This is a genomic window from Scleromatobacter humisilvae (assembly GCF_023231945.1).
GTDB lineage: Bacteria > Pseudomonadota > Gammaproteobacteria > Burkholderiales > Burkholderiaceae_C > Scleromatobacter > Scleromatobacter humisilvae.
The window spans coordinates 25174-45540 of the sequence record NZ_JAJLJH010000007.1 but is presented as its reverse complement, the minus strand read 5'-3'; the positions used below and the strand labels follow the sequence as shown (position 1 = coordinate 45540).

Genomic DNA, 20367 nt, shown 5'->3' with positions numbered 1-20367 from the left:
CCGCCTCGCGCCGCGTCGGCGTCCCATGCCGGGACGCCGGTGAGCGCCGCCGTCCAAGACCTCGCCATGAGCGCTCATTCCAGCCCCGCTGCAAACACCGCCCGCACCGCCATCACCTTGCCCAAGCTGCGCGAGATGCGCGCCCGCGGGGAGAAGATCGCCATGCTCACCTGCTACGACGCCACGTTCGCGCAGGTGCTCGACGAGGCCGGCGTCGACACGTTGCTGGTGGGCGATTCGCTCGGCAACGTGCTGCAGGGCCGCACCAGCACGCTGCCGGTGACGCTGGCCGACATGGCGTACCACACCGAGTGCGTGGCGCGCGTGCAGCCCGCGGCCTGGCTGATCGCCGACATGCCGTTCGGCAGCTACGAGAACGGCAAGGGCGTGGCGCTCGATTCGGCGGTCACGCTGATGCGCGCGGGCGCCCGCATGGTCAAGATCGAAGGCGGCGGCTGGACGGCCGAGATCGTGTCGCACCTAGTCGCGCGCGGCATCCCCGTCTGCGCGCACCTGGGCCTGACGCCGCAGCGCGTGCACGCCATCGGCGGCTACCGCGTGCAGGGCAAGGACGCCGACTCGGGCGCCGCGCTGCGCCGCGAGGCGCGCGAGCTGGCCGAGGCCGGCGCCGCGATGATGGTGTTCGAGATGGTGCCCGCGGCGCTGGCCACCGAGATCACGAACGACAACCCCGAGCTGATGACCATCGGCATCGGCGCCGGCGGCGGCACCTCGGGCCAGGTGCTGGTGCTGCACGACATGCTGGGCCTGGGCTCCGGCCGCAAGCCGCGCTTCGTGCGCAACTTCATGGCCGAAGGCGGCTCCATCGCCGCGGCGATCGGTCGCTATGTCGCGGCGGTCAAGGACGGCAGCTTCCCGCAGGCCGACGTCCACACCTACTGAGCGCGCCATGCAAGTCATCCACACCATCGCCGACCTGCGCGCCGTGCTCGCCGGCTCGACGAAGACGGCGCTCGTGCCGACGATGGGCAACCTGCACGAAGGCCACCTGGCGCTGGTGCGCGAGGCCGCGCTGCACGGCTTTCCGGTGGTTGCGACGATCTTCGTCAACCGCCTGCAGTTCCTGCCGCACGAGGACTTCGACCAGTACCCGCGCACGCTCGAGCGCGACTGCCAGCTGCTCGAGTCGGCCGGCTGCGACATCGTCTTCGCGCCCAGCGAGCGCGAGCTCTACCCCGAGCCGCAGACCTTCAAGCTGACGCCGCCGGCATCTATCGCCGACCTGCTGGAGGGCGAGTTCCGTCCCGGCTTCTTCACCGGCGTGTGCACGGTGGTGATGAAGCTGTTCCAGTGCGTGCAGCCGGCCGTGGCCGTGTTCGGCCAGAAGGACTACCAGCAGCTGATGGTGATCAAGGCGATGGCGCGCCAGTTCGCGCTGCCCACCGAAGTGATCGGCGCGCCGACCATCCGCGCCAGCGACGGCCTGGCGCTGTCGTCGCGCAACGGCTACCTCAGCCAGGACGAACGCGCCGAGGCCACCGCGCTCGCGCGCGCGCTGCGCGCGATCGCGGCCGCGCTGCGCGAGGGCGCGCGCGACGTCGGCGCCGTCGAGGCGAAGCAGGTGGCCGAGCTGGACGCGCGCGGCTGGCAGACCGACTACCTCACCGTGCGCCGTCGCACCGACCTGCTGCCGCCCACCGCCGACGACTTCGCCGCGAAGACGCCGCTGGTCGCGCTGGCCGCGTCGCGCCTGGGCAAGACGCGGCTGATCGACAACCTCGAGATCGATCTCTAGAAGCTCTTTTCCAGCTCGTCGATCAACGATCCGACGTACGCCACGGCGTCGTGGATGGGCTGCGGCGTCGACATGTCGACACCGGCGAGCTGCATCAGCTCCAGCGGCTTCAGGGTGCCGCCGGCGCGCAGCACCTGCAGCCAGCGCTGCACGGCCGGCGAGCCTTCCTGCGCCACGCGCTGTCCCATCGCGGTGGCGGCCACCAGGCCCACCGAATACGTGTACGGGTACAGGCCCATGTAGTAGTGCGGCTGGCGCATCCAGGTCATGCGCGCGCCGTCGTCGATCTCCACCGCGTCGCCCCAGAAGCCCTGCAGCACCTCGCCCTTGGTGCGGTTCAGCAGCGTCGCCGTCACGGCCTGGCCGGCTTCTGCCAGGGCATACACGCGGTGCTGCAGCTCGGCCTCCAGCAGGTGCGTGACGAAGTTGTGATGGTAGGTGCCCAGCAGCTGCATGATGACGCTGCGCCGTGTGCGCTGGTCGTCGCTGCCGGCCAGGATGTGCCGGGCGAGCAGCATCTCGTGCATGATCGACGGCGCCTCGACGAACGGCATGGCCGGCCGCGTGTTGACGAAGCGCTGGTGCTTCATCGCCAGCCCGAAGTGCCCCGCGTGCCCCAGCTCGTGCGCGAGCGTGAACATGCTGCGCGTCGTGCCGGCCCAGGTGATCAGGATGTAGGGGTGGACGCCGTACGGCGACGAGCAGAACGCGCCGGTGGACTTGCCGACGTTGTCCGCGCGATCCACCCAGCGCTGCGTGAGCGCGGTGCGCACGAAGTCCACGTACTCCGCGCCCATCGGCTCCATCGAGGCGAGCAGCGTGTCGCAGGCCTGCTCGTACGAGATGGGCGGCTCGAAGCCGGCGTCCAGCGGCGCGCGCAGGTCGCAGTGCAGCACCTTGTCCAGGCCCAGCACGCGGCGGCGCAGGCGCTGGTAGCGCTGCATGTGCGGCGCCAGCTCGGCGCGGATGATCTCCAGGATGTTCGTGTACAGCCCGTGCGGCACCTGGTGCGACTGCAGCAGGTAGTCCTCCGTGCTGCGGTAGCCGCGCAGGCGCGCGATCGCGACGTTCTTCTTCACCTCGGTGGCGATCGTCGCGGCGTAGGTGTTGTTGTACGCCTTCAGGCCGGCGCTGAAGGACTGCCAGGCGCCGCGGCGCACGCTCGTGTCCGCATTCGCCTCGTAGCTCGTCTCGTACAGGCTGAACGAGTTCGGGTGCTGCGCGCCCTGTGCGTCGACGAAGGGCGCGAACTGGATGTCGCTGGCCTTGGAACGCTGGTAGATCGCGTAGGGCGCACCCAGCACCTCGCCGAGCGCGGCCAGCGCGCCTTCGGTCTCGGCGCCCAGGCGGTGCGGCTTCGTCTCGACCAGCCGTTCCAGCGACACGCGATGCGGCGCCAGCGCGGATTCCTCCGCGAGGAAGCGGCCGAGGGTGTCGTCGGGCAGCGCCAGGATCTCGGAGTCGACGAACGAGACGCTCGCACCCAGTCGCGCCGCGAGCGCGCCCACGCGCGCGGAGGCGGCCTGGTAGGCGGGATCGGTGCCGTCCTGGGCATTGCGCAGGTAGGCGAAGGTGCTGACGCGCATCAGGCGGGCCTGCAACTGCTCGACGGTGTCCAGGCAGCGCGCCAGCGTGGCGCCGGACTCGCCCAGCCGGCCCCGGAACGGCGCGACCTCGGCCAGCGCGGCGTCCAGCGCGGCGAACTCCGCCTCCCAGGCAGACTCGTCGGCGAACAGCTCGCGCAGGTCCCAGGTCATGTCCACGGGCACGTCGGCCCGCGCGAGGCGCTTCTGCATGTCGGTCGTCCTGTTGGTCGATTGGAGGGCCACACTCTAGCGGCGCCGGCGGGCGGTCGACGTAGCGGGAACCCGACCGGGCCGGCGGGTCAATCGGGTAGGGCAAAATTCGCGGATGAACGCATCCGTCTCCCCCATCCACATCCAGCGCCGCGACGCGACGCCGGTCGACACGTCCTGCGGCCACGCGCACACCGAGCGCTGGAGCGTCGATGCCGTCGAAGCCCTGTTCGACCTGCCGTTCAACGACCTGATCCTGCGCGCGCAGACCGTGCACCGCGAGCACTTCGCGCCCAACCAGGTCGAGCTGGCGACGCTGCTGTCGATCAAGACCGGCGGCTGCCCCGAGGACTGCGGCTACTGCCCGCAGTCGGTGCACTACGACACCGGCGTGGACGCGACCAAGCTGATGGACGTCGCCGCCGTCGCCGCCGCCGCCCGCACGGCCAAGGAACACGGCGCCACGCGCTTCTGCATGGGCGCCGCGTGGCGCGCGCCGAAGGACCGCGACATCGAGGCCGTCTCGGCCATCGTGCGCGAGGTGAAGTCGCTGGGTCTCGAGGCCTGCTGCACGCTGGGCATGCTGACCGAGCCACAGGCGCAGTCGCTCAAGGACGCCGGCCTCGACTACTACAACCACAACCTCGACACCGCGCCCGAAGCCTATGGCCGCGTGATCACCACGCGCGACTACCAGGATCGCCTGAACACGCTGGGGCACGTGCGCGGCGCGGGCATCAACGTGTGCAGCGGCGGCATCGTCGGCATGGGCGAGAGCCGGCGCGAGCGCGCGGGGCTCGTGGCCCAGCTGGCCAACCTCGATCCGTATCCGGAGTCGGTGCCGATCAACGAGCTGGTGCGTGTCGAGGGCACGCCGATGGCCGAAGAGAAGCCGCTCGATCCGCTGGAATTCGTCCGCACGATCGCTGTCGCTCGCATCACGATGCCTCTTGCGCGCGTTCGCCTGTCGGCGGGCCGCCAGCAGATGAGCGAGGCGGTGCAGGCCTTGTGCTTCCTGGCTGGTGCGAACTCGGTGTTCTATGGCGAGAAGCTGTTGACCACGGGAAATCCTGACGTCGAGAAGGATCGCGCGCTGTTCGAGAAATTGGGCGTGACGACGGCTGCGAGCCAGCACATCTGAGCCGCTTCCGACGAAGAAAAAGCCGGCCCACCTCGCGGTGACCGGCTTTTTCCTTGCGAGCCGCGCGGATCAGCCGTGCGCCTGCGCCCTCGACGGCGCGACCGCCACGAAGCGTCCCTTGGCGAAGGCGAACACCACCGCCGTCGCCGCCAGCACCCACACGATCACGGCGCCCGAAGGCAGATCGAGCAACGCCGACACCGCCAGACCCAGCGCATAGCCCACCGCGCCGACGCCATAGCCCGCGATGAACCGCGCACGGCCCGTCATGCCCCGCGTCGCCAACGCAGGAACGATCAGGCTCGTGAAGACGAGATAGACGCCGACCAGTTGCACCGACGCCGTCACCGCGATCGCGAACGTCGCATAGAAGCCGAAGCGCCCGAGCCGCTCGACCAGCCCCGTCAACATCGCGAGACCGAGCACCACGGTCACCAGCGCCAGCCACAGGATCTGCGTCTTGCCGACCCACAGGATCTGGCCGACCAGCAGGTCCTTCAGGTGCTCGCCGCCGTGCGGGTTGTTGGACAGCATCAGGATGCCCGCGCACGACGCCAGCACGAACATCACGCCGATGAGGGCCTCCTGGATCTCGGGCCACATCTTCTCGGTCCACGTCAGCAGCAACGCGCCGGCCAGCGCCGCCGTGACCGCCGCGGCCTGCACCGCGATGCCGCCCTCGGGCAGGCCCAGCGCGTCGGCGCCGATCACGCCCAGGCCGGCGATCTGCGCGATGGCCAGGTCGATGAAGACGATGCCCTTGTCGAGGACGCGCGCGCCGAGCGCGACGTGGGTCATGAGGACGAGCAGGCCGGCGACCAGCGCCGGGCCGAGGATGCCGGTGTCGAGAGCGCTCCAGTTCATCGCGATCGCTCCGTCACTTCAGCGCTGCCAGCAGGCGCGCGACGGTGTCGTCGAACAGGCCGGTCAGGTCCTTGGCACCGTCGGTGCCGCCGACCGTGAACGCGATCTTCACGGCGGGGATGTGGGCGTGCTCGCTGAGCCATTCGTCGGGCTTGGGATCCTGGTAGGCCGAGTAGATGACCATCTTCGCGGGACGCGTCTTCAGCGTCTCCAGCACTTCCTCGAGGTGCGACGCGCTCGGCTCGACGCCCGGCTTCGGCTCGAGCACCGCGACCTCGGCCAGGCCCAGCCAGTCCTCCATGTACGCGTAGGCCTTGTGGTGCGCGGCGATCGCGACGCCGCGCAGCGGCTTGGCCTGCGCGGCCCAGCGCTGCAGGTTGGCCTGCCACTTCTGCGAGAACGCGGCGCCGCGCTGCTGGTACTGCGCCGCATGCGCGGGGTCGACCAGCGCGAGGCGCGCCGTCAGGGCCGTCGCCACCAGCGCGATGTTGCGCGGGTCGGTCTGGATGTGCGGGTTGCCGTCCGGGTGCACGTCGCCCTGGTTGCGGTCGACCTGCTTGGGCACGTCGAGCTTGCGCACGAAGTCGGCGGCCGCGAAGTTGCCCGGCTGGCCCGGCTGCAGCCGCGGGTTGCCGGACTGCTGCAGCAGCACCGGCAGCCAGCCGATCTCGAGTTCGGCGCCGGTGCACACCACCATGTCGGCGTTGCGCGCACGCGAGATCAGGCTGGGCTTGGCCTGCACCTGGTGGGGATCCTGCATCGCGGTGGTGGCGACGCCGACGTCGACGAGGTCGCCGCCGATCTCCTGCGTCAGCGCGCCCCATTCGGGTTCGCAGGCGAGTACCTTGACGGCGGCGTGGGCGGGCAGCGCGAGCGCGGCGGACAGTGCGAACGCCGCCATTGCGGCGGTCTTGAGAGACGGGGTCATGAGGTCGTTCCTTCGAAGGCGGTGATCAGTACGCGTGCGCACCGTGCGCGCCGAGCGCGGTCTGGTACTGCAGCAGGAATTGGTTGTCGACGAAGCCCTGGCGGGTGCGGTCCTGCGCGAACTGCAGGCGGAAGCGGGCGAACTCGCTCTCGCTGAAGTCCACCATGATCGAGTTCTTGGTCGGGTGGTAGCCGTTGCCGGCGAGCCCGAGGAAGCCGGCCTCGCCGAAGTTCGCGTGGCCCGGATCGAGGCGCTCGGTGCGCAGGCCCACGCGCCACATCGGCATGAACTGGTAGACGCCCTGGATGTAGCCGCCGGACTGGATCTCGCGCAGCGAGTTCTCCCCGACGCCGGGCAGCCCCGAGAGGTCGCCGCTGCGGCGGCTCTGGATGTATTCGCCCTGCAGCTTGAAGTAGGTGTGCGTGGCGTTGCCGTTGGGCGCCCATTTCATGACGCCGTCGGCGATGGCCACGCGCGTGCGGCCGGTGAAGCCGGCGGCGGCGCCGAGGTCGTCGGCGTTGGTGAACAGCAGCGTCTGGCCGTTGGACTGCGTCTGCAGGAACGACAGGCCGCCGCGCCACGAGATGCTGTCGCCGATGTCGCCGCCGGTGTGGAAGGTGAACGCCGTCATGCCGGCCGCGTTGCGGCTGGCGTTGTCGCCCGGGAAGCTGCGGCCCCGGCCGGCCTCGAGGCCGAACTCCATGTACTGGTCGGTGGGCGCGAGCCAGTGCAGCTGCACGCCGTCGTCGGCGTACTGCGTGCCCAGCATCGCTTGATAGGCGATCGGGTTGTCGACGAAGTCCCAGGTGTGGCTGTGCTGGCTGTTGAGGTAGCCTATGCCCGAGAAGAAGCGGCCGGCCTTCAGCACGAAGCCGTTGGGCAGCGCGGTCGTCGTGATGAACGCCTCTTCGGCCGAGATGGTGTCGTCGCCGGTGATCGACAGGTTGATGTTGCCGGCCAGCCAGGGATCGATGTTGGCGGCCAGCGCGAGCTCGGACTCGGCAAGCGAGAAGCCGCGCGAGCCGACGCCGATCTCGGCGCCCGGCGGAAGCGCGAAGCCGGTGATGCGCGCCTGGCCGGGATCCTGCGAGGTGTGCGCGTAGGTGCCCGACAGGATCAGCGAGATCTGCGGGTTGAAGGCGGTCGCACCGCCGCTGGCTTCGGCCGTGGGCGCGGCGACGCTCGTGTCGACCGCCACCGTCGCCGGCGGCGCGATCGGGGCGACCGAAGCGGGGCCTTCGGCGACGGCGGTCGCGGGCGCGGGCGCGGACGCTGTCGCCACCGGCGCCGCGGCGTTCGCGGACCGGGCCTTGGCAAGCTCGGCCTGGGTGTCGTGCAGCTGCGACTCGAGCGCGCCGATGCGCTTGTCGTAGTCGGACTTCATCGCCGCGAGCGCCTTCTTCAGGTCGGCGATGTCGCTCGCCGGCGAGGCCAGCGCCGCGCTTTGCAGGCCCACGGCCAGCGCGAGCGCGGCGACGAGGCGGATCGGTCGAAAGGACGGCGCCGGCGCGCGGCCGGCGGCGTGGGGGTGGACGGACATGGACGGATCTCCCGACTCGCGCGCGCGCTCGCGCGTGACGCGCGGGCGGGCAGGGGAGTCGTCGTGGCGCGCGGCCGGTGGCGGCGGCGCGCCGGGGTGCAGGGTGAGCGAACCGGGCGGGTTCGATGCGACCGTCGCGCGCGAGGCGGCGAACGGCGTTCAGGCGTCAGGCGGTGACGGCTGGCGCCGGCGGCGCGCGCGACGCGTACGGCACCACGACGCGCGGCGCGAAGTCGCGCTCGATCCGTGCCGGGGCGGGCGCGTCGGCCCGCGGGGCGATCAGGACGATGGCCGCAGGTGCCGGCGCGGCACCACCGAGCGCGGCCGCGAGCAGGCAGGTGGGGCAGTCGTGCGTCGCGTTCGCATGCGAGTCGTCGTGCGACGACGCGGCGGCGCTGGCCACGTGCGTGTATTCGTGCGCCGCGGCCGCGAACTGCGCGCCGCCGAGCGCCAACGCCAGGCCCAGCACCCACGACAGCGGGTGCCGCGCGATCCAGCGGCGAAGGGCTTGCAACGACATGGGCGAACGGATGGGCCGGCACGCGGCCTGCGCGGGGAAACGAGAAGCTTAACGCATCGAGGGCCGGGCACCGCCGGCGCCCAGCCCTCGAAATCGCCTCTTCGTCGCAGCGCGACGCTTACTGTTCGACGAACGCGCGCTCGATGACGTAGTCGCCCGGCTTCGTCGTGTTGCCTTCGTTGAAGCCGCGCGCTTCCATCATGGCCTTGAGGTCGCGCAGCATCTCGGGGCTGCCGCAGATCATCACGCGGTCTTCGGCCGGGTTCAGCGGCGGCAGGCCGAGGTCGGCGGCGAGCTTACCGTTTTCCAGCAGCGTGGTGACACGGCCGGTGTTGCGGAACGCCTCGCGCGTGACCGTCGGGTAATACAGCAGCTTGCCGCTGAGGATCTCGCCCAGCAGTTCGTGCTTGGGCAGGTGCTCGTCGATGAAGTCGTGGTACGCCAGCTCGTTGACCTGGCGCGTGCCGTGCACGAGGATGACCTGCTCGAAGCGCTCGTAGGTCTCGGGGTCGCGGATGATGCTGAGGAACGGCGCGACGCCGGTGCCGGTGGACAGCAGGTAGAGCCGCTTGGCCGGCAGCAGGTAGTCGATCAGCAGCGTGCCGGTGGGCTTGCGGCCGACGATGATGGTGTCGCCGACCTGGATGTGCTGCAGGCGCGAAGTGAGCGGGCCGTCGGGCACCTTGATCGACAGGAACTCGAGGTGCTCCTCGTAGTTCGCGCTCGCGATCGAGTAGGCGCGCAGCAGCGGCTTGCCGTCCTCCTTGCGCAGGCCGATCATCGTGAAGTGCCCGTTCGAGAACCGCAGCGAGGCGTCACGCGTGGTGGTGAAGCTGAACAGGCGGTCGGTCCAGTGATGCACGCTCAGCACGCGCTCTTCGTTGAAGGCACTCATGGTCGGATGTCGGCAGGTCGGGGGAAACCCGCTATTGTCGCAGAGCGGCCTTCCTCGCCGAACCGATAAGCTCAATCGGATTAGGAATTAGGCTGCGGCCTGGGCCTGCAACCACGCCGCGAAGGCCTGCAACGCCGGCAACTCGGCCTTGTGCTCCGGGTAGATCAGCGAATAGGCACGCTGTCCGCCCACCGGCCGCGGCGCGATGTCGACCAGCCGCCCCTGCGCCAGCTCCTCCTGCACGAAGAACGGCGGCGCCAACGCCACGCCCATGCCGTGCACGGCGGCCTCGGTGAGCATGGAGAACAGCTCCATGCGCGGCCCGGCCATCGCCTGCGGCACGACCAGGCCCAGGCCGTCGAAGAACTGGCGCCAGGCATACGGCCGGGTCGACTGCTGCAGCAGCGGCAGCCTGGCCCAGTCGGCCGCGGTGCGCGGGCGTTCGGCGGCCAGGGCGGGACTGGCGACGGCGATCAGCGACTCCGTCATCAGGAAGCGCGTCTCGGTGCCGGGCCAGGCGGCGGAGCCGGTCTCGCCGGCGTGGATCGCGGCGTCGAACGGGGTGTCGGAGAACAGGAACGGCCGCGTGCGCGAGCTCAGGTGCACGACGACGTGCGGATGCGCGCGCTGGAACGCCGGCAGGCGCGGCAACAGCCAGCGCGTGCCGAAGGTGGGCACGACGGCCAGCTCCAGCGAGCTGCCGCGGCCGCCGCGCGCCATCAGCTCGAGCGTGTCCCGCTCGACCTCGTCGAGGCGGGCGCTCACGCTGCGGCTGTAGTCCAGCCCGGCCTCGGTCAGCATGACGCCGCGGCGAGTGCGGCGGAACAGCCGGACATCGAGGAAGGTCTCCAGCGCGCCGATCTGGCGGCAGACGGCGCTCTGCGTCACCGACAGCTCCTCGGCGGCCTTGGTGAAGCTCTGGTGGCGCGCGGCGGCCTCGAAGGCCTCGAGCGCGCTGGTGGAAGGGAGCTTGCGTCTCATACGGAGTGCGTATTGTGCACAGGTCGGTGCGGATAAAGCGGTTGTTCGGGTCGATCCGGCCGCCTATAGTGCCGTATTCGTGCGAAAGACGCATCCCGTCATCGCTTCCAATTGCCTGTCCAAGGACTCCCGCCATGACCTCCAACCGCGCCAGCTTCCACTGGGATGACCCGCTGCTGCTGTCCGAACAGCTGACCGACGACGAGCGCATGGTGGTCGATTCGGCGCGCGCCTACTGCCAGGACAAGCTCAAGCCCCGCGTGCTCGAGGCCTTCCGCCACGAGAAGATGGACAGCTCGATCTTCCCGGAGATGGGCGCACTGGGCCTGCTGGGCCCGACCATCCCCGAGCAGTACGGCGGCGCCGGCCTGAACTACGTCAGCTACGGTCTGATCGCGCGCGAGGTCGAGCGGGTCGACTCCGGCTACCGCTCGATGATGAGCGTGCAGAGCTCGCTGGTGATGGTGCCCATCAACGAATTCGGCAACGAGGCGACGAAACAGAAGTACCTGCCCAGGCTGGCCACCGGCGAGTGGATCGGCTGCTTCGGCCTGACCGAGCCGAACCACGGCTCCGACCCGGGCAGCATGGTCACGCGCGCGCGCAAGGTCGATGGCGGCTACTCGCTGACCGGCGCCAAGATGTGGATCACCAACTCGCCGGTCGCCGATGTCTTCGTGGTCTGGGCCAAGGACGACGAGGGCGCGATCCGCGGGTTCGTGCTGGAGAAGGGCTGGAAGGGCCTGTCGGCGCCCGCGATCCACGGCAAGGTGGGCCTGCGCGCGTCCATCACCGGCGAGATCGTGATGGACGACGTCTTCTGCCCCGAAGAGAACGCCTTCCCCGACGTGCGCGGCCTGAAGGGCCCGTTCACCTGCCTGAATTCGGCGCGCTACGGCATCGCCTGGGGAGCGCTCGGCGCCGCGGAAGACTGCTGGCACACCGCGCGCCAGTACACGCTCGATCGCAAGCAATTCGGCAAGCCGCTCGCCGCCAACCAGCTGGTGCAGAAGAAGCTGGCCGACATGCAGACCGAGATCACGCTGGGCCTGCAAGGCTGCCTGCGCCTGGGCCGCATGAAGGACGAGGGCACGGCCGCGGTGGAGATCACGTCGATCATGAAGCGCAACTCCTGCGGCAAGTCGCTGGACATCGCGCGCGTCGCGCGCGACATGCTGGGCGGCAACGGCATCTCCGACGAGTTCGGCATCGCGCGCCACCTGGTCAACCTCGAGGTGGTCAACACCTACGAAGGCACGCACGACATCCACGCGCTGATCCTCGGCCGTGCGATGACCGGCATCGCGGCCTTCTGACATGACGACGTCGCCGCGCGCGCTGCAAGGCGTCAAGGTTCTCGACCTGTCGCGCGTGCTCGCGGGCCCGTGGTGCGGTCAACTGCTGGCCGATCTGGGTGCCGACGTCGTCAAGGTCGAGCGCCCCGGCGCCGGCGACGACACGCGTTCGTGGGGCCCGCCGTGGCTGAAGGACGCGGCCGGCGAGCAGACGCGCGACGCCGCGTACTACTTCTGCGCCAACCGCAACAAGCGCTCGGTCACCATCGACATCGCCGACCCCGAGGGCCAGGCGCTGGTCAAGCGGCTTGCGATGGAGGCCGACGTCGTCCTCGAGAACTTCAAGGTCGGCGGGCTCGAGCAATACGGGCTCGACCACGCCACCCTGTTGAAGATGAAGCCCGGCCTCGTCTACTGCTCGATCACCGGCTTCGGCCAGACGGGCCCGTACGCCCAGCGCGCCGGCTACGACTTCCTGATCCAGGGCATGGGCGGGCTGATGAGCGTCACCGGCCGCGCCGACGGTGAAGAGGGCGCCGGCCCGCAGAAGGTGGGCGTCGCGCTGACCGACATCCTCACCGGCCTGTATGCGACGGTCGGCGTGCTGGCCGCGCTCGCGCACCGCGACCGCACCGGCGAGGGCCAGCACATCGACCTCGCGCTGCTGGACGTGCAGGTCGCCTGCCTGGCCAACCAGACCGCCAACCATCTGATCGGCGGGATGACCCCGCGCCGCATGGGCAACGCGCACCCGAACATCGTGCCGTACCAGGATTTCCCGACCGCCGACGGCGACATGATCCTTGCGGTCGGCAACGACGGCCAGTTCGGGAAGTTCTGCGAGGTCGCGGGCAAGTCCGAGTGGTCGCGCGACGAGCGCTTCGCGACCAACGCGGCCCGCGTGAAGCACCGCGCCGAGCTGATCCCGCTGCTGCGCCAGGCGACCGTGATGCGCACGACGCACGAGTGGATCGTCGCGCTCGAATCGGCCGGCGTGCCCTGCGGGCCGATCAACCGGCTCGACGAGGTCTTCGCCGACCCCCAGGTGATCGCGCGCGGCCTGCGCATCACCCTGCCACACACGATGGCGGGCACGGTGCCGGGCGTGGCCAATCCGATCCGGATGTCGGCCTCGCCGGTGGCCTATGACCGCGGGCCGCCGATGCTGGGCGAGCACACGGCGGAGGTGTTGCGGGAGTGGCTGGGCGTCGACGCCTAACAGCAGCGGCCGGGCGCGTTCGGCGACCGCCCGTCGCGCCGATGCCTAGTCGCCTTCCGAATCCTGTTCCGCCGTCGGATCCGGCGCCGCCGGCACGCGGTAGCTCTCGGTCGCCCAGGCGCCGAAGTCGCCGTTGCGGCAGCGCAGGCTGCAGAACGGGCGTGCCTCGTTCGACGGGCCGTACTTGCAGGGCTTGCGACAGGCCGGGCAGGTGATGTCGCGCTCGGGCCCTTGAAGGCCGGGGGGAATTGCGGACGCACTCATGTCTTCGTCTCTTGCCAGGGTCTCAGGCGCAGAGCGCCAGTTCGAACGCGCAGTCCTCGGTCACGGGCCTCAGCCGGCCCTCGGCGTCGGCCTTCATCAGGCGGATCGATACCATCAACCGGTGGCCGCTGATCTCCGGCACCAGGTCGGCCTCCAGCGGCAGCTTGACGCGCAGCAGGTGGTAGGTGCGCGCCGTGGGCAGGCTCTGCTGGTACTGGCCGCCGTTGGCCACCACCTTGTGCGGCACGCCGGATTCGCGCAGCAGGCCCAGCAGCAGGTGCAGCGAGATCGACAGCGGCGCCAGGGTATCCGTCCAGCGCACGAGGTCGGCGCGGCGCTGCTCGGCCGGGTGCTGCTGCCACGCGTAGTAGGCGGGCAGGTCGAACGCGCAGGTGCCGCCCGGGATGCCGATGCGGCTGCGGATGCTCATCAGCCACTCGTTGGCCGTCAGCGCCTGGCCGGCCTTGCCGGGCGATTCGTTGAGATCCTTGAACGCCACGTCGATGCGCGTGATGACGTCGTCGAGCACGGCCTCCGAGATGGCCGGGTTGCCGCGATAGCTCATCAGCTGCTGCTTGTGGCGATCCAGCTCCTTGAGCACATCGGACTTGAGGTCGGCGCGCGCGGCGACGTCCATGATCTCGAACATCGAGGCCAGCGCGTAGTGGTGGTCGACCGGGTCGTCGCGGGCGATCAGGCCGGCCATGCGGTCGAACAGGTGTTCGAGGCGAAGCATCGTGCGGATGCCTTCGTTGAACGGATATTCGTATAGGACCAAGGCGTTCTCTGGTTCGGCAGTGAACGCGATTGTTTCACACGCGTTACGACCTTCGCTCCCCCAAAGGTGTTCGTGCGCGCAATCTGCAGCTTTGTCCTACAAGAACGCGACAGTGGCGCGCATCATTTGGCGACCCAGTGGCCCCACAGCGCGTCGACTTCGGCGTCCAACTGCGCCAATTCGAGGTCTTCGTTGACGATCACCGCGTCGGCGATGGCGCGCCGCTGCGCGCGCGAGGCCTGCTGGGCGATCGTGCGTTCGACCGCGTCGGCGGTCCAGCCGGAGCGCTGCACGACACGCGCGACCTGCGTGGCCTCGGCGCAGTCGACGACCAGCACGCGATCCACGCGCGCACGCCAGGTGCCCGATTCGGTCAGCAGCGGCACGTCGAAGACGATGGCCTGTCCCGCGCGTGCGCGGGACGCCTGCGCGCGCGTGGCCTCTCCGATCATCGGATGCAGGATGGCCTCGAGGCGCTGGCGCTGCGCCGGCTGCCCGAAGACGAGGGCGCGCATCCGCGCGCGGTCCATCGCACCGTCGGCGGCGATCATGTCCGGGCCGAACGCGGCGGCGATCGCGAGAACCGCGGCGCCGCCGGGCGCGGTCAGCGCGTGGGCGACGGCGTCGGTGTCGACCACCAGGGCGCCGAGCGCGGCGAGGCGTCGCGCGACCGTGCTCTTGCCGGAGCCGATGCCACCGGTCAGGCCGATCCTCAGGCCGGGCGTCAGTCCGGGAGAACGATGTTCGCCCATGCGAGCAGGGTGTCGGCGCCGGTGAAGATCACGATCAGCCCGGCGCCGATCAGGAACGGCCCGAACGGATAGCGATGGTCGCGCCCATGCCCCGACAGCAGCATCACGGGCAGGTTGACGAGCAGGCCGACGATGGACGACAGCAGGATGATCGGCAGGATGGCATGCCAGCCGAGCCAGACGCCGAGAGCCGCCAGCAGCTTGAGGTCGCCGCCGCCCATGCCGTCGACGCCGCGCAGCAGGCCGTAGCCCTTGGAGATCAGCCACAGCGGGAGGAAGCCGGCGACCGCGCCCCACACGGCGGTATGCAGCGGGATCGTCCAGTCGAGCGCGGCCGCGACCAGGCCGAGCCACAGCAGCGGGTAGTTGAGGTCGTCGGGCAGGTACTTGGTGTCGAGGTCGATCAGCGCCATCGAGGCCAGCAGCGCGAGCGCCGCGCACCACGCGAGCGTCGCCGGATGCGGCCCGAACTTCCACGCCGCCAGCGCGAACAGCGCGCCGGTGGCGGCTTCGACGAGCGGGTAGCGCACGGAGATCGGCGTGCCGCAGGCCGAGCACTTCGCGCGCAGCGCGATCCAGCTCACGATCGGGATGTTCTCGTACCAGCGGATCGGGTGTCCGCAGGCGCCGCAGCGCGAGCGCGGCGTGGCCAGGCCGAGCGGCGTCAGCACCTCGAGGTGCGCGTCGATCGTCCTGCCGGCCTCGGTCAACTCAGCCGGCTGCGGCTTGCCGAAGACCGTCTTCCAGACTTCGCCCTCGCCCAGCATGCCGCCGGTGTCGAGCAGCCACTCGCGCATCATGATGATCGGCTTGCGATACACCACGACGTTGAGGAAGCTGCCGATCAGCAGACCGAGGATGCCGAGGGCGACGGGCGACCCGCAGAGCACCCACGGGTCGGAGAGGATCGCGTCCAACGCTCAGACCACTTGGCCGATCTTGAAGATGGGCAGGTACATCGACACGACGATGCCGCCGATCAGCGTGCCCAGCACGACGATGATGATCGGCTCCATCAGCGTGGACAGGCCCTTGACCATCTCGTCCACTTCCTCTTCGTAGAACTCGGCGGCGCGCGCCAGCATGTCGTCGAGCGCGCCGGACTCCTCGCCGATCGCCGACATCTGCAGCACCATCGTCGGGAACACGTTGGCGCTGGTCATCGCGGTGGTCAGCGCCGAGCCGGCCGCGACGTCGCGCTGGATCTGCTGCGTGGCCTGCGCGAAGACGAGGTTGCCGGAGGTGCCGCCGACGGAGTCGAGCGCCTCGACCAGCGGCACGCCGGCGGCGAACATCGTCGACAGCGTGCGCGTCCAGCGCGCCACGACCGACTTCATCACCAGGTCGCCGAAGATGGGCGCCTTCAGCAGCGCGCGGTCCATGAAGAACTGCATCTTCTCGGAGCGCTTCCATGTCTGGATGAACATGTAGCCGCCGCCGAAGATCACGCCGAAGATCAGCCACCAGTAGTGGATGAAGTAGTCGCTCATCGCCATCACGACCAGCGTGGGCGCGGGCAATTCGGCGCCGAAGGAGGTGAACACTTCCTTGAACGACGGGATCACGAAGATCATGATGACCGACAGCACGCCGAACGCGACGACGATGACGGACGTCGGGTAGATCAGCGCGGACTTGACCTTCTGCTTGATCGCGATGGTCTTTTCCTGGTACAGCGCCAGGCGGGCCAGCAGCTCTTCCAGGATACCGCCGGCCTCGCCGGCCTCGACCAGGTTGCAGTACAGCGCGTCGAAGTATTGCGGGTGCTTGCGGAATGCGGAGGACAGGCTGGTGCCGGTCTCGACATCGCCTCGGATCTCGTTGAGCAGGCGCGTCATGCGCGGATTCGTGGAGCCGCGGCCGACGATGTCGAACGCCTGCAGCAGCGGCACGCCGGCCTTCATCATCGTGGACAGCTGGCGCGTGAAGATGGCGATGTCCTTCTGCTTGATGGACTTGCCGCCGCTCAGCCGGCGCTTCTTCACCTTCGTGACCATGATGCCCTGGCGGCGCATGCTGGCACTGACCGCCGCTTCGCCGCCCGCGCGCAATTCGCCGCGCACGAGCTTGCCGCTGCGGTCCTTGCCCTCCCACTCGAAGATGAAATCCGGGGCGCTCTTCGCCGCCATTGCAGTAGCCATCAGTCCTCCAACCGCCCTGTCGGGCATGGTTGCGCGATTCTGCCTTGGAGAAGGCGTGGTGTGAGTTCGACTTGTAAGCGACTCATTCGTTCGTGGCGGAAATGACTTCCTCGAGCGTCGTCACGCCGATCTTGACCTTCACCAGCCCGGATTCGCGCAGCGTGCGGACGTTGTCCCTGGCCGCGCACTTGGCGATGTCGGTGGCGTTGCCCTGCTTCAGGATCACCTGCTGCATCTCGTCGGTGATGGGCATCACCTGGTAGATGCCGACCCGGCCGCGATAGCCGTTGTTGCAATTGCTGCAGCCCACCGCGCGGTAGGGGCGCCAGGTGTCGTCCAGCTGTTCCTCGGTGTAGCCGGCGCGCAGCAGCGATGGGCGCGGGTAGTCGGCCGGCACCTTGCAGCTCTCGCACAGCCGGCGCACCAGGCGCTGGGCGGTGATCAGCAGGATCGACGACGCGATGTTGAACGGCGCGACGCCCATGTTCTGCAGGCGCGTGAGCGTGGTGGGTGCGTCGTTCGTGTGCAGCGTGGACAGCACCATGTGGCCCGTCTGCGCGGCCTTGATGGCGATGTCGGCGGTCTCGAGGTCGCGGATCTCGCCGACCATGATGACGTCCGGATCCTGGCGCAGGAAGGACTTGAGCGCGGCGGCGAAGTTCAGCCCCGCCTTGTCGTTGACGTTGACCTGGTTGACGCCCGGCATGTTGATTTCGGCCGGATCCTCGACGGTCGAGATGTTCACGCCCGGCTGGTTCAGCATGTTCAGGCACGTGTACAGCGACACCGTCTTGCCGCTACCGGTCGGGCCGGTGACCAGCACCATGCCGTACGGCCGCACGATGGCCGAGAGCAGGCGTTCCTTCTCGGGCGCCTCGTAGCCCAGCGCCTCGATGCCCAGCCGGGCGCTGGACGGGTCGAGAATACGGATCACGATCTTCTCGCCGTACAGCGTGGGCAGCGTGCTGACCCGGAAGTCGATCGTCTTGGAGCCGAACTTCAGCTTCATCCGGCCGTCCTGCGGGACGCGCTTCTCGGAGATGTCGAGCCGCGAGATGACCTTGATGCGCGAGGCCAGCTTTTCCTTGATGGCGACCGGCGGCTGCGTGATCTCGCGCAGTTCGCCGTCGACGCGGAAGCGCACGCGGTAGTTGAATTCGTAGGGCTCGAAGTGCAGGTCGGACGCACGCAGGTTGATCGCGTCGATCAGCATCTTGTGCAGGAACTTGACGACCGGCGCGTCCTCGACTTCGCTCGAGACGTCGGCCTTTTCTTCCTTGGAGGCCGGATCCTCGTCGGTGACCTCGAACTCGAAGTCGGACGAGACCAGCGCCTCCATCGACTGCGTGGTCGTGGTCTCCTGGTTGGTCACCAGGCGCATCAGCTTGTCGTATTCGACGACGATCCACTCGGGCGCGAGCTGGGTGGCGAACTTGATGCGTTCGACGGCTTCCTGGTCGGTCGGGTCGGCGCAGGCGATGAACAGGCGGCCGCCCCGCTTGCCGAGCGGGAAGATGCGGTATTGCGAGACCAGCTTGGCGTCGACGATGCCTTGCGGCAGCAGCTTCGGATCGACCGCGTCCAGGTCCAGCAGCGGCACGGCCAGCGCCGTCGACAGCGCATGCGCCAGCGCCAGCGGCTTCATCGTGTTGGATTCGATGAGCTGCGCCACGAAGGAGCTGCGCTTGTCGTGCGCCGCCTTGGTCAGATCCTCGGCGGCCTTGGCTTCGATGCGACCCGCGCGCACGAGAATGCGTGCCACCCCCGAGAGGTTGGTTTGTGGTGCGTCGAGGAAAGTGTCAACTGCCATCGTCGAGGAGCCGCAGGGGTGTGGAGAGCGCGCGACGGCGCCAGAAGGCGATCATCGCCGATGAAAAAGGTGAAGTAAATCGCGATAAGCCTACGATAACCCGCTCGTTTCTCGCCAGCGTCAAAAGCTTCTTGAATCGTCAGTTAATTCGCGGAATCCAATGAAATTGGATTCAGAACGTAACTCGACGGTTGAAACGACAAAAGGAGCCCGAGGGCTCCTTTGTCTGGTGGTGCCGGCGCATGAAGCTCCGCGCGGAGGCGGTCGCCGACCCGAGTCGGCGTCGCTTCATGATCTGGTCAGGCCGCAGGATATCACGGCCGGCTGCGGAATCTGCCCGCCATCGACCCCCGGCGACGGCCAACCCGAGCACCGCCCGCGTGGCGCCACCCGTGCCGAGGATCGCGTCGCCTGCCCGAATATCCGCAGCGAGCCGCGGGCTGCCAGGGTATTTGTTTCCTGAGGGAGATCCGCCACGGACGGGGTTTCATCCGGCCCCGATTCTCGAGATCTGGCGACCGCAAGCAAATCCAGCTCCGCGCGCTTGTCGATCCCGTCCCGCGGGGCATCTGCATGGGCTCGCACCGTCCGTCCCGGATTATTTGCCCTTCAGGGTTCATTCACCCTGCTGTCAGGCGCGCGGCCTGACCTTCCTCCCAGATCACCGACAAGACTCACTCACGACAGGACGACGGACCATGACCACCAGAGACAAAGCGCTGCCACGCCTTTCGCTGGGCGCCATGCTGGCTTCGTTCCCCCGGCGCAGGCAGCCGACAAGATCACGCTGATGGCGGAGAGTTGCGAAAGGATCGTCTACCTGCCAGGCGCGTGCCGGTGGACCCGGGGCGGCCCCGAGACCGTGCCGCAGGCGCTGGCCGCGGCCTCGCCCAAGCTCAAGGGCTCGCCGAGGCCGCGCCTGCGATCCCGGCGCCCGGCGCGAGTGGCTTCGCGAGGACCACGCTCGCGTAACGGCGGCCCGGGACATGGGCCGTCTCGACGATGTCGAAGCCGCGATCGAAATACCACGCCAGCTGGCGCACGGCGCCCTCGGGCGTGTCCAGCGCAAGGCGGCCATGGCGTCGCGCTCGCGCCCAGGCCGTGGCGTGCGCGATCAAGGCGCGTCCGACGCCCGCGCCTTGCCTCGCCGGGTCGACGGCCAGTTGATGCACGCTGGCGGTCCCCGGGTCGCGGTAGGTCGGGATGCTGGAGTGGCGATCCACGCTCTCGAGCGTGACGGTGCCGATGACCTGGGCGCCGCTGACCGCGATGAAACATTCGCCTCGTTCGACCCGCTCGCGCGTCCGCGCGACGGATTGGCTGGCGCACTGGCAATCGAGGCCGCGTAGCGCCAGCTCGTTGAACGCGCGATGAAGAAGCCGTGTCAGTTCCTCGAGGGAATCGCCCGACCGCAGGCGACGTATTGCGAAATCGATCATCTCGATGGGCTGCTGCGCCGAAGTGAAGCCAGGCTCGATTTGATCAAGGCCGCCCTAAAGATTGCGTGTAGTTTCGGGGCTCGGGCATAGAGAAATCGCAATGGGCGCCCGGTCGAATGGAGCCGTTTCCATTTACGCGATCTTTATGCGCGAGGCCGGAAATTTACCGACATCTTGACGCGCGAATTTCTACAGTCCTCCTGTCTTGTTCAGGAGGGCGTCCCATGGATGTCGTTTATGTCGTGCTC

General features: G+C 69.0%; 19 protein-coding genes. 5 read left to right on the top strand and 14 right to left on the bottom strand.

The window, feature by feature from the left end; genetic code table 11:
* Positions 1 to 66 precede the first annotated feature (66 nt).
* Together panB and panC are read left to right on the top strand one after the other, a co-directional pair.
* Positions 67 to 903 (top strand): 3-methyl-2-oxobutanoate hydroxymethyltransferase, encoded by an 837-nt coding sequence (gene panB, locus LPC04_RS20300; protein ID WP_275684104.1) that lies wholly within the window; start codon positions 67 to 69, stop codon positions 901 to 903.
* Between the two features lie 7 nt (positions 904 to 910).
* Entirely contained in the window at positions 911 to 1756 is an 846-nt protein-coding gene (gene panC / locus LPC04_RS20295; protein ID WP_275684103.1) for a pantoate--beta-alanine ligase, read from the top strand.
* On the opposite strand, the gene pepF is transcribed toward panC, so the two are convergent.
* The gene (gene pepF / locus LPC04_RS20290) at positions 1753 to 3552 is read right to left on the bottom strand and encodes an oligoendopeptidase F (RefSeq protein ID WP_275684102.1); all 1800 of its coding nucleotides are present in this window, start codon (positions 3550 to 3552) and stop codon (positions 1753 to 1755) included. The two genes, panC and pepF, sit on opposite strands and share 4 nt — an antisense overlap.
* 115 nt (positions 3553 to 3667) lie before the next feature.
* On the opposite strand from pepF, the gene bioB reads away from it, so the two are divergent.
* A complete protein-coding gene (gene bioB, locus LPC04_RS20285; RefSeq protein WP_275684101.1) occupies positions 3668 to 4693 on the top strand; it encodes a biotin synthase BioB in 1026 nt (341 codons plus the stop codon).
* Between the two features lie 69 nt (positions 4694 to 4762).
* Here bioB and LPC04_RS20280 read toward each other — a convergent pair whose 3' ends face one another.
* The 6 genes from LPC04_RS20280 to LPC04_RS20255 form a co-directional block, all read right to left on the bottom strand.
* Complete coding sequence (locus tag LPC04_RS20280; RefSeq protein ID WP_275684100.1) at positions 4763 to 5557, bottom strand: metal ABC transporter permease; 795 nt, start codon at positions 5555 to 5557, stop codon at positions 4763 to 4765.
* A 13-nt stretch (positions 5558 to 5570) separates the two neighbouring features.
* Entirely contained in the window at positions 5571 to 6485 is a 915-nt protein-coding gene (locus tag LPC04_RS20275; RefSeq protein WP_275684099.1) for a metal ABC transporter substrate-binding protein, read from the bottom strand.
* A gap of 25 nt (positions 6486 to 6510) precedes the next feature.
* Positions 6511 to 8025 carry a hypothetical protein gene (locus tag LPC04_RS20270; protein ID WP_275684098.1) on the bottom strand — a complete coding sequence of 505 codons (1515 nt, stop codon included), beginning with the start codon at positions 8023 to 8025 and terminating at the stop codon, positions 6511 to 6513.
* A gap of 166 nt (positions 8026 to 8191) precedes the next feature.
* Positions 8192 to 8545, bottom strand: coding sequence for a DUF2946 family protein (locus LPC04_RS20265; protein ID WP_275684097.1), 354 nt, complete (start codon positions 8543 to 8545; stop codon positions 8192 to 8194).
* Between the two features lie 118 nt (positions 8546 to 8663).
* Positions 8664 to 9440: a ferredoxin--NADP reductase gene (locus LPC04_RS20260; protein ID WP_275684096.1), complete on the bottom strand. Its 777-nt coding sequence runs from the start codon at positions 9438 to 9440 to the stop codon at positions 8664 to 8666.
* Positions 9441 to 9527: 87 nt separating this feature from the next.
* A complete protein-coding gene (locus LPC04_RS20255) occupies positions 9528 to 10421 on the bottom strand; it encodes a LysR family transcriptional regulator (protein WP_275684095.1) in 894 nt (297 codons plus the stop codon).
* 134 nt (positions 10422 to 10555) lie between these two features.
* On the opposite strand from LPC04_RS20255, the gene LPC04_RS20250 reads away from it, so the two are divergent.
* Positions 10556 to 11737, top strand: a complete 1182-nt coding sequence (locus LPC04_RS20250; protein WP_275684094.1) for an acyl-CoA dehydrogenase — start codon at positions 10556 to 10558, stop codon at positions 11735 to 11737.
* Between the two features lies 1 nt (position 11738).
* Entirely contained in the window at positions 11739 to 12935 is a 1197-nt protein-coding gene (locus LPC04_RS20245; protein ID WP_275684093.1) for a CaiB/BaiF CoA transferase family protein, read from the top strand.
* Between the two features lie 45 nt (positions 12936 to 12980).
* Here LPC04_RS20245 and LPC04_RS20240 read toward each other — a convergent pair whose 3' ends face one another.
* From LPC04_RS20240 to LPC04_RS20210, 7 genes are all read right to left on the bottom strand, one after another.
* Positions 12981 to 13199 (bottom strand): DNA gyrase inhibitor YacG, encoded by a 219-nt coding sequence (locus LPC04_RS20240; protein WP_275684092.1) that lies wholly within the window; start codon positions 13197 to 13199, stop codon positions 12981 to 12983.
* A gap of 22 nt (positions 13200 to 13221) precedes the next feature.
* Positions 13222 to 13977 carry a cell division protein ZapD gene (gene zapD, locus LPC04_RS20235; protein WP_275684091.1) on the bottom strand — a complete coding sequence of 252 codons (756 nt, stop codon included), beginning with the start codon at positions 13975 to 13977 and terminating at the stop codon, positions 13222 to 13224.
* A gap of 122 nt (positions 13978 to 14099) precedes the next feature.
* Positions 14100 to 14729 (bottom strand): dephospho-CoA kinase, encoded by a 630-nt coding sequence (gene coaE, locus LPC04_RS20230; protein ID WP_275684090.1) that lies wholly within the window; start codon positions 14727 to 14729, stop codon positions 14100 to 14102.
* The gene (locus LPC04_RS20225; protein WP_275684089.1) at positions 14702 to 15646 is read right to left on the bottom strand and encodes a prepilin peptidase; all 945 of its coding nucleotides are present in this window, start codon (positions 15644 to 15646) and stop codon (positions 14702 to 14704) included. The genes coaE and LPC04_RS20225 overlap by 28 nt, the downstream gene beginning before the upstream one ends.
* A gap of 3 nt (positions 15647 to 15649) precedes the next feature.
* Positions 15650 to 16870: a type II secretion system F family protein gene (locus tag LPC04_RS20220; RefSeq protein WP_275684088.1), complete on the bottom strand. Its 1221-nt coding sequence runs from the start codon at positions 16868 to 16870 to the stop codon at positions 15650 to 15652.
* 82 nt (positions 16871 to 16952) lie between these two features.
* Positions 16953 to 18680, bottom strand: a complete 1728-nt coding sequence (gene pilB / locus LPC04_RS20215) for a type IV-A pilus assembly ATPase PilB (protein WP_275684087.1) — start codon at positions 18678 to 18680, stop codon at positions 16953 to 16955.
* A gap of 896 nt (positions 18681 to 19576) precedes the next feature.
* Complete coding sequence (locus LPC04_RS20210) at positions 19577 to 20119, bottom strand: GNAT family N-acetyltransferase (protein WP_275684086.1); 543 nt, start codon at positions 20117 to 20119, stop codon at positions 19577 to 19579.
* Positions 20120 to 20367: the final 248 nt, after the last annotated feature.

What these genes read in the sequence shown, in the direction of transcription:
- panB (WP_275684104.1), top strand. Translation starts at nt 67, where the DNA reads ATGAGCGCTCATTCCAGCCCCGCTGCAAACACCGCCCGCACCGCCATC.
- panC (WP_275684103.1), top strand. Translation starts at nt 911, where the DNA reads ATGCAAGTCATCCACACCATCGCCGACCTGCGCGCCGTGCTCGCCGGC.
- pepF (WP_275684102.1), bottom strand. Translation starts at nt 3,552, where the DNA reads ATGCAGAAGCGCCTCGCGCGGGCCGACGTGCCCGTGGACATGACCTGG.
- bioB (WP_275684101.1), top strand. Translation starts at nt 3,668, where the DNA reads ATGAACGCATCCGTCTCCCCCATCCACATCCAGCGCCGCGACGCGACG.
- LPC04_RS20280 (WP_275684100.1), bottom strand. Translation starts at nt 5,557, where the DNA reads ATGAACTGGAGCGCTCTCGACACCGGCATCCTCGGCCCGGCGCTGGTC.
- LPC04_RS20275 (WP_275684099.1), bottom strand. Translation starts at nt 6,485, where the DNA reads ATGACCCCGTCTCTCAAGACCGCCGCAATGGCGGCGTTCGCACTGTCC.
- LPC04_RS20270 (WP_275684098.1), bottom strand. Translation starts at nt 8,025, where the DNA reads ATGTCCGTCCACCCCCACGCCGCCGGCCGCGCGCCGGCGCCGTCCTTT.
- LPC04_RS20265 (WP_275684097.1), bottom strand. Translation starts at nt 8,545, where the DNA reads ATGTCGTTGCAAGCCCTTCGCCGCTGGATCGCGCGGCACCCGCTGTCG.
- LPC04_RS20260 (WP_275684096.1), bottom strand. Translation starts at nt 9,440, where the DNA reads ATGAGTGCCTTCAACGAAGAGCGCGTGCTGAGCGTGCATCACTGGACC.
- LPC04_RS20255 (WP_275684095.1), bottom strand. Translation starts at nt 10,421, where the DNA reads ATGAGACGCAAGCTCCCTTCCACCAGCGCGCTCGAGGCCTTCGAGGCC.
- LPC04_RS20250 (WP_275684094.1), top strand. Translation starts at nt 10,556, where the DNA reads ATGACCTCCAACCGCGCCAGCTTCCACTGGGATGACCCGCTGCTGCTG.
- LPC04_RS20245 (WP_275684093.1), top strand. Translation starts at nt 11,739, where the DNA reads ATGACGACGTCGCCGCGCGCGCTGCAAGGCGTCAAGGTTCTCGACCTG.
- LPC04_RS20240 (WP_275684092.1), bottom strand. Translation starts at nt 13,199, where the DNA reads ATGAGTGCGTCCGCAATTCCCCCCGGCCTTCAAGGGCCCGAGCGCGAC.
- coaE (WP_275684090.1), bottom strand. Translation starts at nt 14,729, where the DNA reads ATGGGCGAACATCGTTCTCCCGGACTGACGCCCGGCCTGAGGATCGGC.
- LPC04_RS20220 (WP_275684088.1), bottom strand. Translation starts at nt 16,870, where the DNA reads ATGGCTACTGCAATGGCGGCGAAGAGCGCCCCGGATTTCATCTTCGAG.
- pilB (WP_275684087.1), bottom strand. Translation starts at nt 18,680, where the DNA reads ATGGCAGTTGACACTTTCCTCGACGCACCACAAACCAACCTCTCGGGG.
- LPC04_RS20210 (WP_275684086.1), bottom strand. Translation starts at nt 20,119, where the DNA reads ATGATCGATTTCGCAATACGTCGCCTGCGGTCGGGCGATTCCCTCGAG.